The sequence below is a fragment of the Rhodopila globiformis genome (assembly GCF_002937115.1).
Classification (GTDB): Bacteria; Pseudomonadota; Alphaproteobacteria; order Acetobacterales; family Acetobacteraceae; genus Rhodopila; species Rhodopila globiformis.
The window spans coordinates 1-12,212 of sequence record NZ_NHRY01000085.1; the positions used below are offsets into that span (position 1 = coordinate 1).

Below are 12,212 nucleotides of genomic sequence, written 5' to 3' on the forward strand. Positions count from 1 at the left end.
TCCTGATAGATGAAGACCCGACCACTCTCGATCATTTGGTTATGTGGCGTTCAAAGGCCACCAACCGGCCCTGGCAGCCGCATTCGGCGCTGAACGCCACATATCCACCGGCGCCACATTACGCATCAAATGTGGCGCGCCACATTTGATGCTGTAGTACCGCTTGCCGGAAATGCCGACCGCACGGGACATGGCGGAAGGCCCTCGGCTGTTTGCCCTGGCCATGGTCGGCAACGGCTGGGGCTGAATCCGCGGCGGGTGATATCAGCATCATCCGGAAACGTCCATGTTCGCTCATCCTTCCGCGATCTTCAACATGGAGAAAGCGGAGGCTCACGAAGGGCCACGAAGACCGGACCATCCTGGCCTGTCGGGACCGGACGAACCGCATTTTTGGACCGGCAATCGCGGTACGTCGTGCCATCGGCGCGGATTCCGTCCATGGCAGGTTGCCTGAAGGATGGTCCGCGCCGCTTCGTCGTCTGACCCGTTCACACCCTTCGTGGCCCTCGGCGGTCCTTCGTCTTCTCCGCGTTGAAAGCGGTAGCCAATCCAGGCTCCGCCGCCGCCTCGACCCGCCCGTGATGACCGTAGCGCTCGCCGCAAATGCCACCCCATTGGACCGTGACGGAACGCCATTCGCCGTTCCGGCCTGCGAGGCGCCGCAAGGATTGGGGAACGGGGGCTGAATCTCCGGCGGGCGGTCGTAGAGCATCATCCGCTATGGCGGCCCGGTTCATCGGCGACGTCTCCGGCCAATCCTTCGCACCATGCCGCGGCCCCGGCCTCGCGCTCTTCATCCGCCGCCATGGCGGCGTAGCCAGCACGGAGATCCTGATCGACGGCATGGGGACGGGCAAGGTCATTCAGGAAGCGGCTGATGCGCCGCCGGCCGATGACCCGATGCAGACCGTCATACACCTCGGCATCAACCGTAATGCTAAGCCTCTTCGGCATCGTAATCCTATAACTTGTACTGCCGTCCGATACGTCCCGAGGCGGCATCACTTATCTGGCTGGGACACAGGCACTGCCGGATCAATCCGTCAGAGGGGCAGGTACATGTGTTTTGTTCTTGCTTTATTCCACAACCTGTAATAGAACAACCACAATCAACTGCATCCTCCAGCCCCGGCACCGCACCATGCTCAACGCCGCCTGCTTCACCCCCGCCGTCCTCGACCGCATCCTCGCCTTCCTCGCCGCCCTGTTCCTGCCTTCGACTGCCGGCAACGTCGAAACCGCCCGCGACGCCGCCGCCGCGCTGCTGGCCAGCTACGATATCCGCACTGATCGGCAGCTCCGCCTCGCTGCTCTCGCCATCGCCTTCAGCTTCGGCGCACTCGACTCGCTCAGCCGCGCCGCCGAACCGGAGATGCCGGCCAACCAGGTCCTCCGCCTGCGCGGCAACGCCAGCACCCTGAACCGCGCCGCGCAGCAGCACGAAGCCAAGCTGGAAAAACTCGCCGCCCAACCCGCCGCCGCGCAGCCCGACGACCCGCAGGATCTGCCCGCCAGCAGCGATACCGCGGACCTGCTCGATTTCCTCCGCGCCGCCCCGGCCGAGCCGCAGATGTCCCGCCAGCAGCGCCGCTTCGCCGAGCGTCAGGCGGAAAAGCAGCGCCAGCGCGAGCAGGAGGCCGCCCGGCTCGACGAACGGGTCGCCCGCCGCCTGGCGGAAAAGGAAGCCGCCCGCCTGGCCGCCGCCCCGGTCCCGCTGCACCAGCCGGAGGCAGCGTTCGCGCAGATCGCATGACCCCGTGCCAACCGGCGTGGTGCCGCACCAGGAACGTCCTGACGGTCATCACGCTGGCATACGGCACGCATCGGCATTTTAGTGACTACAGTAGTCGCAAACAGACCCATGCGCGAAATCCAGCTTCGTGATGCCAAAGCGACCTTGTCCAAGGTCGTCGACCAGGCTCGGCAAGGACCCCCTCGATCATCACCCGGCACGGACGCCGGGAAGCCGTGTTGCTGAGTTTCGAGGATTGGGAACGGCTGTCGCGCGTGCCGTCCTTCGGGCGCCTGTTGATGGCCGCACCGATTGAGCCCGACGACCTGCCGGAGCGGACTCGACATGGATTACGCGAAACGGATTTCTAGGCCGTGTATCTGGTCGACACCAACGTCCTGTCGGTCGGAGCGCCCACGAAAGTCGTCCCCTCGCCTGCATTGATCGACTGGATGGACCAGAACAGCGGGCACCTGTTCGTCTCGGTCATCACCATCGCCGAAATCGAGGAAGGCATTGCCAAGGCTCGCCGCCACGGCGCGTTCAGCCAAGCCGAACGGCTGGCAGAGTGGCTGGAGACGGTTCTCCACCTCTACAGCAGCCACATACTGATGCTGGATATCCCGGTCGCCCGACTGGTCGGCGGCCTGGCCGATCAGGCACGCGGCGCGGGACTGTCTCCGGATCTGGCGGATCTGGCGATCGCGGCGACCGCTCGGCGTTACGGATACACAATCCTGACCCGTACCCTGCGACGTTTTGCCGGGTTCGGAGTGCCGCTCCACGACCCGTTCATAGCACTGCCCGAGGATGCGCCCTGATAAGCCCGTCCGGCGTCCCGAGCCCGCACGGCAGCCTCTCGGTCGCGCCGCTTCCTGGCAAGAAACGCTTCGAAATCAAATACGTCCGCCGCCCCGCTCGCCTCGCCTTCGATCAGCGCCGTCCGCAGCGCCGCGAGCCTCAAATCCGCCTCATCCAGGCGATCACTCATACATCCGGTATCCGCGCCCGGAACGGACACTCCCCGAACGGATCCTCGCACATCCGCCCGCCCGCATGGCTGCACAGCCCCGGCCCGCTTTCCAGCGTCCGCCGCACCAGATCGGCCAGCGAGGCGATGAACCCGGCATCGGCATTCTGCGTCGGGACCCGGTAATATCCCGGCACACCCAGGTCCCGCGCCAGGTCGCGATACTCCACGTCCAGTTCCACCAGGGTCTCGGTATGCTCCGACACGAACGCAATCGGCACCACCAGCACCGCCGTCCTGTCGCGCGCCGCCCGCTCGATCTCGGACTCGGTCGATGGATCGATCCATTTCTGCGGCGTGGCGCGCGACTGGTAGCAGATCGCCCAGTCGATATCCGCCTGCCAGGCGGACACCACCGCCCGCACCGTCTGCTCCACCTGCCACTGATACGGATCACCGTTCTTGATGATCGTCTCCGGCAGCCCGTGCGCCGAGAACAGCACCCGCAGCGGAATCGCCGGGTCCAGCTCGGTCCGGGCCTTCATATACGCCGCCCGCACGAGCGCTACCGTCGCCCTTACGTAGGCGTCGTCGGTCGGGTAGCAGCACAGCGTCGTCGTCTTCACCACCAGCCCGGCCTGCACCGAGGCCTGTTTCCAGGCGGTCAGCGAACTGCCCGTCGTGGTGGTGGAAAAATGCGGATACAGCGGCAGCAGGACGATCTCGTCCGGCTCCCACGCCTTCACCGCCTTGGCGGTTTCCAGGCTGAACGGATGCCAGTAGCGCATAGCGATGAAGCACTTGGCGTCCATCTCCGGCAACTGCGCCTCCAGCGCCGCGGCCTGCTCGCGTGTCAGCCCCAGCAGCGGCGATTTGCCGCCCAGCAGCGCATAGTTGTCCGTCGCGCCCTTCACCCGGGCCCGCGCGATGTAGCGCGCCAGGAACGGGCGGATAAAGAAAGGTACCCGCAGGATGGCGGGGTCGAGGAACAGGTTCATCAGGAACGGCTTGATCGCCTCCGGCCGATCGGGGCCCCCCAGGTTGAACAGGACGATCGCCACCTTGCGGCTGCGCCCGGTCACCGGGGTGTTGACGGTGCCGGCTCCGATCGCCGGCACGCCCTCCTCCAAAGCGGTCGATGACGGGCTCTCGCCCGCCACCACGTTCAAACGTTCAAACTTCATCAACCCTCTAACCGGCACGCACGATCTCCAGCAGGGCCGCGACGTTCTCGGGCGGAGTCTGCGGCACGATCCCGTGCCCGAGATTGAAGATAAATGGGCGTCCGCGCACGGCGTCCAAGATCCCCTCCGCTTCCACCCGCATCGCGTTCCCGCCGGCGACCACCGCCAGAGGATCCAGGTTGCCTTGCACCGCGATATGCACCGGCATCATGTCGGCCACCGCGGCGATGTCGCTGCCGGTGTCGATGCCGACCCCGTCCACGCCGGTGGCCGCGGCATATTCGCCCACCATCACGCCACCCAGGCGCGGGAAGCCAATCAGCTTGATGCCCGGATGCCGCGCCCGCAGCGCCTGCACGATCTTCGCCGCCGGCGCGATCACGTGCTGGCGGAACATGTTCGCCGACAGCACGCCCGCCCAGGAGTCGAACAGCATCAGCGCTTCCGCCCCGGCCGTCACCTGCGCCGACAGGTACTCGATCGTCGCGTCGGTCAGCGTGTCCATCAGCCGCTGGAACACCTTGGGCTGGGTGTACGCCATGCCCCGCACCGCGGCGAAATCCTTCGACCCGCCGCCTTCCACCATGTAGCAGGCGACGGTGAACGGCGCGCCGGCGAAGCCGATCAGCGCGGTCTCGCCGAAGCCCTCGGCGGTCAGGCCGGCGCGGATGCGCTGCACCGTCTCCATGATCGGCTTCACCCGATCGGTCAGGCGCGACGGGTCCAGGGCGGCGACGCCCGCCTCATCCCGCAGTTCGGGCAGGCACGGGCCTTCGCCTTCCTTGAACGCCAGCCCGTGGCCGAGCGCCCAGGGCAGCATCAGGATGTCGCTGAACAGGATCGCCGCATCGAAGCCATAGCGGCGGATCGGCTGCAGCGTGACCTCGGTGGACAGTTCCGGGTTCAGGCACAGCGCCACAAAGTCCGGCACTTTGGCGCGCACCGCGCGGTATTCCGGCAAGTAGCGTCCAGCCTGGCGCATCAACCAAACCGGCGGCGGCCATACCGCCTCCCCATCGAGACTCCGTAGCAACCGTTTCATGATCAAGATCCATTTACCGAAGATAGGCTGGAAGCGCCTGTCTCTAAGGTACTGGACCCGCCGGTCAAGTCGGATCAGCGACAAACCCGCAGAACGCGCTCCGCGCTTCCAGCGCAGCAGCGATGCGCGCCATGGGGGCGGACCAGTCGCCCGGCTGCTCCTGGCGGAAAATCCGCAGGTTCGGATACCACGGGCTGTCGGCGCGGCCGTACAACCAGCGCCAGCACCCGTCATAGCGGTCGAGCAGCAGCACCGGCTTGCCGACCAACCCCGCCAGGTGCACCACGCTGGTGTCAACGCTGACCACCGCATCCAGCCCGGCGATCACCCGGGCGGTGTCGAGGAAATCCGTCACCTCCGCCATCGCGTCCTCCAGCACCAGGCCCGGCGGCGCCGGCTGCCGGGCGGTGGGTCCCATCTGCAGGCTGACGAAGCGGACGCCGGTCAGCGCGGCCAGCGGCGCGAACGCCGCCAGGCCGGCGCTGCGCTGCCGGTCCAGGGCACGGAACCCCGGCAGATACGGCCGCGCCTGCCCGGCCCACACCAGTCCCACGCGCGGCTGCGTCCCGGACGGCCGCGGCGGCGGGTCGAACGCCAGACGCGGCACCGGCGGAATGGTGTCGATCGTGCTGCCGAACACCCGCGGCAGGCTGAACATCGGGCAGACGTGATCATGCGCCGGCGACCGGCCGGCATCGGTGACCACCGCGGCCACGCCCGGCACCAGGCGCATCACCCGCTCCAGCGCTGGTGGCACGCAGGCGATGACCGTCGCGCCGCGCTCGGCCAGCAGGGGCAGGTACCGCAGGAACTGCAGCGTGTCGCCGAACCCGTCCTCGTGCAGCGCCAGGATGGTCCGGCCGGCCAGACTGTCGCCGGCGGCAAGCGAAGGCATCAGCCGGGCCCGGTCGAAACCAGGCGTCTCGACCAGGTCCAGGCGGTGTTCAAAGTCCGGCCACGCCTGCTCCCAGGCGCCGGCGTGCAGCAGCGCGACAGCCCGGTTGACGCGGAATTGCGGGTTGTCCGGCTGCAAGGTTACCGCCCGGTCATGCGCCGCGATGGCCCGCTGGAACTGCCCGTCGGCTTTCAGCACGATGCCCAGGTTCGACCAGCTTGCCGCCGCGCCGGGATCGAGCGCCACCGCCAGCTTGAAACTGCCGATGGCCGAGGCATAGCGTCCCTGTGCCGCCCGCGCCATGCCCTTCAGGTGGTGCGTGACGGCATCGCCCGGCATGTCCGCCAGGACCGCCTCGGCCGCCTCGTCATCGTCCGAGTCCAGCAGGTACTCGGCGAAAATTCGGCGCAGCCGGTGGTCGGATGGCGACAGCGCCAGGCAGGCGCGGAACTGCCGCACCACCAGCGTGTGCGGCAGCGGCGGGGTCAGCGCCGCCAGGTCCAGGCAGGGATGGCGCGCGTCCGGCCGCGCCGCCGCCCGGGCCAGCAACGGGGCGGCGCGATCGGCTTCCCCCATGGCCGCGATGGCCAGCCCGCTCAGCCGGGCCGCCGGCACATCGTCGGGATCAGCCGCCAGCACGGCCTGCGCGGCTGCCGCCGCTTGCTGCCAGCAGCCGGACTCCAGCAGCCGCAGGGCGGATGCAAGCCGTTCCGTCGAATCCATCAGCATCTGTCTCTCTGCCGAAAGCCGCATGATGGAGGCAGAAAATTAACAATCAGTTAGCACGGACCAGCAACCGCCCGATATGGCGCATTCGCCCGCCGCGCCGGCCCAACCAGCCGTTGCGGTGCCGTCCAATCAAGGACAGAAACGAACAGCGGCACACAGTTGTTGCCCGGGGGTCGTTGCTCAGAAGGCCCGCGACCTGTAGCGTGCTGCGGACATCAGGAAGCTGGAATCAGACTGTTCATGCCCGCCCGCACGCTCCTGACCGCCCTGGCGCTCGTCGCCACCCTGTTTGCGGCCAGTCCCATCTTCGCAACCCAGGCATCCTACGCCGGTGGGGAAGCCCTGACCATCGTGACCCGCGACGAGTCGCTGCAGCGCGCGGTCCAGTCCGCCTACGTCCAGCCGTTCACGGCCGTGACCCGGGCCCGTGTCGTGCAGCAGGTGTGGGAGGGCGACATCGCGACGCTGCGCAAGCACGTCAAGCCGCCGACCAATGCCTGGGACGTGGTCATGGTCGACCCGGAAGAGCTCGCGACCGGCTGCAGCGAGGGCCTGTTTGAGAAGCTCGACTGGTCGATGATCGGCGGCAAGGACCATTACCTGCCGCAGGCGGTCAGCGACTGCGGGGTCGGCGCGATCACCGTCGATACCGTGCTGGCCTGGGACAAGGACAAGCTGCCGGTCTCGCCGACATGGTCGGATTTCTGGGACGTGGCGAAATACCCGGGCAAGCGCGGCCTGCGCAAGGACGTGCGCGGCAACCTGGAGATCGCCCTGATGGCCGACGGGGTCGCGCCAGGCGACGTCTACAAGACCCTGTCCTCGTCCGAGGGCGTGGACCGGGCGTTCCACAAGCTCGACCAGCTCAAGCCCTATATCGTCTGGTGGTCGTCCAACGCCGAGGCGCCGCGCATCCTGTCCTCGGGCGATGTGCTGATGACCAGCGCCCCCAGTGCCCAGATCACCACCGCGGCGGAGTCGGCGCACCGGAATTTCGGCGTGCAGTTCGCCGGCAGCCTGTACGAGCTGAACAGCTGGGCCATCGTCAAGGGCACGCCGGCGCTGCGGACAGCAGAACAGTTCCTGTACTTCACCGGTATGCCCGCGATCGAGCAGCGCCTCCTGAAGAAGGGGGGCTATTTCGGCCTGGCCAAGGGCCTGACCGACGGCGTGCCCGCCAGCGTCGTGGCGCTGTCGCCGAACAATCCGGCCAATGCCAACGCCGGCCTGCGGCTGGACGCGGCGTTCTGGCACGACAACCTGCCGAAACTGCGCCAGCGCTTCGAGGCATGGCTGGGGCACTGACGGTTTCGCCGCGGTATCCGGCATTTACCCACCGGAAAGTCACGCAGGCAGCCGTTTTCAGGCCGGAACCGCGCAATACGTGCTTTGCGCGGCGCGACTCCGCGGCGATAATGCGACCGCATGCGCGTTCTCTATCATCTCCCGCTGTCGCCCTATGCCCGCAAGGTCCGCCTCGTGCTGGCGGAAAAGCGCCTGCCGTTCGAGCTGCGGCTGGAAAAGGCCTGGGAGCGTCGCCCGGAATACCTCGAGCTGAACCCCGCCGGCACCGTGCCGACAATGGTGGAGGACAACGGGCTGGTGATCCCGGATTCCTGCGTCATCTGCGAGTACCTCGACGAGGCCTACCCCGACAGCAGCCTGATGGGCCGCACCCTGGCCGAGCGGATCGAGGTCCGCCGCCTCACCGCCTGGTTCGACGGCAAGTTCGCGCAGGAGGTCACCAACAACCTGTATGGAGAGAAGTACCTCCGCCGCCTGACCCGCCGCGGCAACCCCGACCCGTCGTCGATCCGCACCGGCTTCACCGCGCTCCGCTACCACCTGGACTACATCGCCTGGCTGGCCGAGAACCGGAAGTGGCTGGCCGGCGCGTCCCTGTCGCTCGCCGACTTCGCCGCCGCGGCGCACCTGTCCACGCTGGATTTCCTGGGCGAGGTGGACTGGACCATCTCGCCGCAGGCCAAGGAGTGGTACGCGCGGATCAAGTCGCGGCCGAGCTTCCGCGGCGTGCTGGCCGACCGGGTGCCCGGCACCACGCCGCCCGACCACTACGCCGATCTGGATTTCTGACTTTGGGACTTCTGACCCTGGAGCATGACGCTGTTACACTTTGAATGCCATGACGCTGTTACACTTTGAATGCATCGCACCCGTTGCGTTGCGTTTGGACTGTGCCCCATGATGCGCCATCGCAGTCGTCAGGAGGCCCTGTATGAAACACCTGATCCGCACCGTTGGCGCCGTCTGCCTTGCCCTGTTGCTGTCCGGCTGCATTATCGAGCCGGCCTGGGGCCCCTACTACCATCATCCCCACTACTGGTACCATTGATCGGCCATGAGGACTGACGCCCCGCGCCGGTCCGGCGGACGGCCGACGGCGCAGGCGGCGGTCCAACTGGAAATCGCGATCCTCGACGAGGCCACCCGCGCATTCCTGGCCGATGGCTATGCCGCGACCACGATCGAGGCGATCGCCCGCGCCCGCGGCGTAGCCAAGCGCACCATCTACGCCCGCTGGAGCGGCAAGCCGGCGTTGTTCCGCGCCGTGCTGGAACGGCTGATGCAGCGCTGGATGTCGATGACCGGCGAATGGGGCGATGGCGACAGCCTGGAAGCGGCGCTGACGGCTGCGGCCGACGCCATCCTGGCGGTGGCCCTGACCCCGGAGGCCATCGCCCTGCACCGGCTGATCATCGCCGAGAGCGGCCGCTTCCCCGAGCTGCCGCTGCTGCTGCAGCAGGCCGGCGCCAACGAGGGCGTGCTGCGGATCGCCGCCCTGCTCGACCACGCCGTCGCCCGCGGCGGCCTGCCGGCGATTGACTCCGCCGTCGCCGCCGAGCAATTCCTGCACCTGCTGCTGGTCGGCCCGCAGCGGCGCGCCATGGGGCTGGGACGGCCATTTGACAGGCAGGCAATCACCGTGTGGCGTAACAAAGCCATCACATTGTTTCTGTCCGGGATCAGTGGCCTGAGGTTGCTAACGAATACGGAATAGTGTTTATCGCATTGCAGAAAAGAACAGCAGGGAAGTTCGGGCGTATGAAGCTGTTGCTGACCGGCGGATGCGGATTCATCGGCTCCGCGGTCGTCAGGAATTTGCTCCGCCACACGGATCATGTGGTGGTGAACGTCGACAAGATGACATACGCCGCGTCCGAGGACGCGCTGGAAGACTGTCTTGGACACCACCGCCATATCCTGGTGCGGGCCGACATCGCCGACGCCGACGCCATGCGCCAGGTGTTCGCGACGCATGACCCGGACGCGGTGATGCACCTGGCCGCGGAAAGCCACGTCGACCGCTCGATCGACGGGCCGGACGATTTCGTGCGCACCAACGTCCTCGGCACCTTCACCCTGCTGGAGGCGGCGCGGCGGCACTACGGCGGACTGAACGAGCCGCGCAAGGCCGCTTTCCGGTTCCACCATATTTCCACGGATGAAGTGTTCGGCGCGCTGGAAGCCGGCGACCCGCCGTTCACCGAAACAACCCCGTACGACCCGCGCAGCCCGTACTCCGCCACCAAGGCGGCGTCGGACCATCTGGTGCGGGCCTGGAGCCATACCTACAAGCTGCCGACCATCGTCTCCAACACCTGCAATAACTACGGTCCCTGGCAGTTCCCCGAGAAGCTGATCCCGTTGATCACCCTGAACGCCCTGGAAGGCCGGGACTTGCCGGTCTATGGCGACGGGTCGAACATGCGCGACTGGCTGTTCGTCGAGGACCACGCCGAAGCCCTGGTGCGCGTCGTGCAGCAGGGCGTCCCCGGTGAGACCTATGCCATCGGCGGCCGCCAGCCGCGCACCAACCTGCAGGTGGTCAAGGCGATCTGCGCCCACCTGGACCGTCGCCTGCCCGATCCGGCCGGCCCGCGCGAGCGGCTGATCCGCTTCGTCACCGACCGCCCGGGGCACGACTTCCGCTACGAGATCGACCCGTCGCGCGCCGAGACCGCGCTGGATTGGAAGGCGCCGCATGACTTCGAGACCGGCCTGGCCCGCACCATCGACTGGTACCTGGACAACCGGCCGTGGTGGGAAACCCTGCGCAAAGCACGCTATGCCGGCCAGCGGCTCGGCACCATGACGGATGGCAAGGAGAAAGCAGCATGAAGGGCATCCTGCTGGCCGGTGGCTCCGGCACACGCCTGCATCCGATGACCCTGGCGGCGTCGAAGCAGCTTCTGCCGGTCTATGACAAGCCGATGGTCTATTACCCGCTGACGACGCTGATGCTGGCGGGGATCCGGGACATCCTGCTGATCTCCACACCCGAGGACCTGCCGCAGTTCCGCCGCCTGCTGGGCGACGGGTCGCGCTTTGGCGTCCGCTTCGAATATGCCGTGCAGCCGAAGCCCGACGGCATTGCCCAGGCGTTCCTCATTGGCCGCGACTGGCTGGCGGGCGATGCCTGCGCCCTGGCGCTGGGCGACAACATCATCCACGGCGATCATCTCTCGACCCTGCTGCGCGCCGCGGCGGGACGCCCGGCCGGAGCGACCGTCTTCGCCTATCAGGTGCGCGATCCCGAACGCTATGGCGTGGTCGCTTTCGACCCCACCGGCCGCGCGATGGAGATCGTGGAGAAGCCGGCGGCGCCGATGAGCAACTGGGCCGTCACCGGGCTGTACTTCTATGACCAGCACGTCAACGACATCGCGCCGCGGATCAGGCCCTCGGCCCGCGGGGAGCTGGAGATCACCGACCTCAACCGCGTCTATCTGGAGATGGGGACGCTTCACGTGGAGAAGCTGTCGCGCGGCTGCGCCTGGCTGGATGCCGGCACGCCTGACAGCCTGCTGCAGGCCGCCACCTTCGTGCAGACCATCCAGTCGCGCACCGGCATGCTCGTTGGCTGCCCCGAGGAAGTCGCCTTCCGCATGGGCTTCATCGACGCCGATCGGCTGCGGGACCATGCCGTGGGGCTGGGGAAGACGGAACTGGGGCGGGTGCTGATGGAACTGGCCGAAGGGACGATGGCGTGAAGGTCGAGCCGCTCGCGATCGCCGACGTCAGGCTGATCACCCCGCCGCGGTTCCAGGACCCGCGCGGCTTCTTCTCCGAGACCTGGAACCAGGGCCGGTTTGCCGAGGCGGGCATCCCCGGGCCGTTCATCCAGGACAACCACGTGATCTCCCGCGGCGCCGGCGTGCTGCGCGGGCTGCACTGCCAGGTTGGCCCAAACGCCCAGGGCAAGCTGGTGCGCTGCGTCCGGGGCGCGATCTTCGACGTGGCGGTGGATGCGCGGCAGGGCTCGCCGACATTCGGCCGCTGGGTCGGCGCCACGCTCAGCGCCGAGAACTGGACGCAGATCTGGGTACCGGCCGGGGTCCTGCATGGCTACTGCACGCTGACCGAGGAAACCGAGGTCATCTACAAGGTCACCGGCGCCTATGACAAAGCCGCCGAGCGCGGGGTGATCTGGAACGACCCCGACATCGGCATCGAGTGGCCGGTGGCGGCGGCGGATGTCATCCTGTCGGACAAGGACAAGGTCCTGCCCCGCCTGCGCGACTGCCCGCCATTGTTTTATGTGTGAATGTTCCCTCACCGTCATGGCCGGGCGTGTCCCGGCCATGTGCGCCTCAACGGTGGGGGGGGGGGGTGGCCGGGACACGCCCTACGCAATG

General features: G+C 67.4%; 14 protein-coding genes. 9 read left to right on the forward strand and 5 right to left on the reverse strand.

The window, feature by feature from the left end; genetic code table 11:
* Positions 1–714: 714 nt before the first annotated feature.
* A complete protein-coding gene (locus CCS01_RS09490) occupies positions 715–921 on the reverse strand; it encodes a hypothetical protein (protein WP_204848201.1) in 207 nt (68 codons plus the stop codon).
* Positions 922–1,144: 223 nt separating this feature from the next.
* Here CCS01_RS09490 and CCS01_RS09495 point away from each other — a divergent pair, with 223 nt between their 5' ends.
* The 3 genes from CCS01_RS09495 (at position 1,145) to CCS01_RS09505 (ending at position 2,556) form a co-directional block, all read left to right on the forward strand.
* Positions 1,145–1,756 (forward strand): hypothetical protein, encoded by a 612-nt coding sequence (locus CCS01_RS09495; RefSeq protein ID WP_104518590.1) that lies wholly within the window; start codon positions 1,145–1,147, stop codon positions 1,754–1,756.
* A gap of 218 nt (positions 1,757–1,974) precedes the next feature.
* Positions 1,975–2,106, forward strand: a complete 132-nt coding sequence (locus tag CCS01_RS35060) for a hypothetical protein (RefSeq protein WP_239992081.1) — start codon at positions 1,975–1,977, stop codon at positions 2,104–2,106.
* A gap of 3 nt (positions 2,107–2,109) precedes the next feature.
* Complete coding sequence (locus tag CCS01_RS09505; protein WP_104518591.1) at positions 2,110–2,556, forward strand: type II toxin-antitoxin system VapC family toxin; 447 nt, start codon at positions 2,110–2,112, stop codon at positions 2,554–2,556.
* On the opposite strand, the gene CCS01_RS09510 is transcribed toward CCS01_RS09505, so the two are convergent.
* From CCS01_RS09510 to CCS01_RS09525, 4 genes are all read right to left on the reverse strand, one after another.
* On the reverse strand, positions 2,457–2,726 hold the full coding sequence (locus CCS01_RS09510) for a type II toxin-antitoxin system ParD family antitoxin (protein ID WP_104518592.1): 270 nt from the start codon (positions 2,724–2,726) through the stop codon (positions 2,457–2,459). The two genes, CCS01_RS09505 and CCS01_RS09510, sit on opposite strands and share 100 nt — an antisense overlap.
* Entirely contained in the window at positions 2,723–3,889 is a 1,167-nt protein-coding gene (gene hemH, locus CCS01_RS09515) for a ferrochelatase (RefSeq protein ID WP_104518593.1), read from the reverse strand. The genes CCS01_RS09510 and hemH overlap by 4 nt, the downstream gene beginning before the upstream one ends.
* Positions 3,890–3,896: 7 nt before the next feature.
* Positions 3,897–4,931, reverse strand: a complete 1,035-nt coding sequence (gene hemE, locus CCS01_RS09520; RefSeq protein WP_104518594.1) for a uroporphyrinogen decarboxylase — start codon at positions 4,929–4,931, stop codon at positions 3,897–3,899.
* 64 nt (positions 4,932–4,995) lie between these two features.
* The gene (locus tag CCS01_RS09525) at positions 4,996–6,555 is read right to left on the reverse strand and encodes a tetratricopeptide repeat protein (RefSeq protein ID WP_158258315.1); all 1,560 of its coding nucleotides are present in this window, start codon (positions 6,553–6,555) and stop codon (positions 4,996–4,998) included.
* A gap of 240 nt (positions 6,556–6,795) precedes the next feature.
* Between CCS01_RS09525 and CCS01_RS09530 the strand changes: the two genes are divergently transcribed.
* The 6 genes from CCS01_RS09530 (at position 6,796) to rfbC (ending at position 12,121) form a co-directional block, all read left to right on the forward strand.
* Positions 6,796–7,860: an extracellular solute-binding protein gene (locus CCS01_RS09530; RefSeq protein ID WP_104518596.1), complete on the forward strand. Its 1,065-nt coding sequence runs from the start codon at positions 6,796–6,798 to the stop codon at positions 7,858–7,860.
* Positions 7,861–7,980: 120 nt separating this feature from the next.
* A complete protein-coding gene (locus CCS01_RS09535) occupies positions 7,981–8,649 on the forward strand; it encodes a glutathione S-transferase family protein (protein WP_104518597.1) in 669 nt (222 codons plus the stop codon).
* A 265-nt stretch (positions 8,650–8,914) separates the two neighbouring features.
* Complete coding sequence (locus tag CCS01_RS09540; RefSeq protein WP_104518598.1) at positions 8,915–9,574, forward strand: TetR/AcrR family transcriptional regulator; 660 nt, start codon at positions 8,915–8,917, stop codon at positions 9,572–9,574.
* A 44-nt stretch (positions 9,575–9,618) separates the two neighbouring features.
* Positions 9,619–10,695 carry a dTDP-glucose 4,6-dehydratase gene (gene rfbB, locus CCS01_RS09545; RefSeq protein ID WP_104518599.1) on the forward strand — a complete coding sequence of 359 codons (1,077 nt, stop codon included), beginning with the start codon at positions 9,619–9,621 and terminating at the stop codon, positions 10,693–10,695.
* Entirely contained in the window at positions 10,692–11,567 is an 876-nt protein-coding gene (gene rfbA / locus CCS01_RS09550; protein WP_104518600.1) for a glucose-1-phosphate thymidylyltransferase RfbA, read from the forward strand. The genes rfbB and rfbA overlap by 4 nt, the downstream gene beginning before the upstream one ends.
* On the forward strand, positions 11,564–12,121 hold the full coding sequence (rfbC, locus tag CCS01_RS09555) for a dTDP-4-dehydrorhamnose 3,5-epimerase (protein WP_104518601.1): 558 nt from the start codon (positions 11,564–11,566) through the stop codon (positions 12,119–12,121). Before rfbA ends, rfbC begins: the two co-directional genes overlap by 4 nt.
* The last annotated feature ends 91 nt before the right edge of the window (positions 12,122–12,212 follow it).

Bases quoted from the DNA above. Each gene is read 5' to 3' on its own strand.
- rfbA (WP_104518600.1), top strand. From the start codon at position 10,692: ATGAAGGGCATCCTGCTGGCCGGTGGCTCCGGCACACGCCTGCATCCG.
- CCS01_RS09530 (WP_104518596.1), top strand. From the start codon at position 6,796: ATGCCCGCCCGCACGCTCCTGACCGCCCTGGCGCTCGTCGCCACCCTG.
- CCS01_RS09525 (WP_158258315.1), bottom strand. From the start codon at position 6,555: ATGCTGATGGATTCGACGGAACGGCTTGCATCCGCCCTGCGGCTGCTG.
- rfbB (WP_104518599.1), top strand. From the start codon at position 9,619: ATGAAGCTGTTGCTGACCGGCGGATGCGGATTCATCGGCTCCGCGGTC.
- CCS01_RS09540 (WP_104518598.1), top strand. From the start codon at position 8,915: ATGAGGACTGACGCCCCGCGCCGGTCCGGCGGACGGCCGACGGCGCAG.
- hemE (WP_104518594.1), bottom strand. From the start codon at position 4,931: ATGAAACGGTTGCTACGGAGTCTCGATGGGGAGGCGGTATGGCCGCCG.
- CCS01_RS09535 (WP_104518597.1), top strand. From the start codon at position 7,981: ATGCGCGTTCTCTATCATCTCCCGCTGTCGCCCTATGCCCGCAAGGTC.
- CCS01_RS09495 (WP_104518590.1), top strand. From the start codon at position 1,145: ATGCTCAACGCCGCCTGCTTCACCCCCGCCGTCCTCGACCGCATCCTC.
- hemH (WP_104518593.1), bottom strand. From the start codon at position 3,889: ATGAAGTTTGAACGTTTGAACGTGGTGGCGGGCGAGAGCCCGTCATCG.
- CCS01_RS09510 (WP_104518592.1), bottom strand. From the start codon at position 2,726: ATGAGTGATCGCCTGGATGAGGCGGATTTGAGGCTCGCGGCGCTGCGG.